1 protein-coding gene is annotated in these 456 nt (G+C 53.3%); it reads right to left on the bottom strand.

Going from position 1 to position 456, the window contains the following annotated elements; all coding sequences use genetic code 11:
- Positions 1-456, bottom strand: a 456-nt coding sequence (locus Q0779_RS23765; RefSeq protein WP_298776744.1) for a tandem-95 repeat protein, incomplete at both ends; no start/stop codon positions are given.

Below are 456 nucleotides of genomic sequence, written 5' to 3'. Positions count from 1 at the left end.
GCCAGTAATTGTTCTTGGCTAAAGGTGATGCTGCCGTCTTCATCCACATTGTAAGCCAAGTTGCCTTCCACCACCGGTGCATCATTCACCGCAATCACATCAATCTCAGCGCTCGTTGGCACTACCGCACCCGCCTCGTCCATCACCCACACATCAAGGCTCACATCCCCATTGAAATCCCCATTGGGTGCAAAGCTATAGGTGCCGTCACCATTGTTGGTAAAAATACCGTCGGTGCCGCCGTAATTGACCCCATCAACACTCACACCCCCTTCCACATCACTGCTGTTTGCCAATAACTGCGCGTCACTGAATTGCAACACCCCGTCTTCATCCACCGTATAACTGGTGCTACCCGCAACCGGAATGTCATTAACCGCCGTCACCGTCACATCAATATTGGCTGGGGTCACCACCGTGCCATCGCTCACCCCAAAGTCCAGTTGCACCTCACCA

This window comes from uncultured Shewanella sp. (assembly GCF_947491715.1).
Taxonomy (GTDB): domain Bacteria; phylum Pseudomonadota; class Gammaproteobacteria; order Enterobacterales; family Shewanellaceae; genus Shewanella.
The sequence above is the reverse complement of the archived record's forward strand: the minus strand, read 5'-3'. Positions and strand labels throughout refer to the sequence as shown.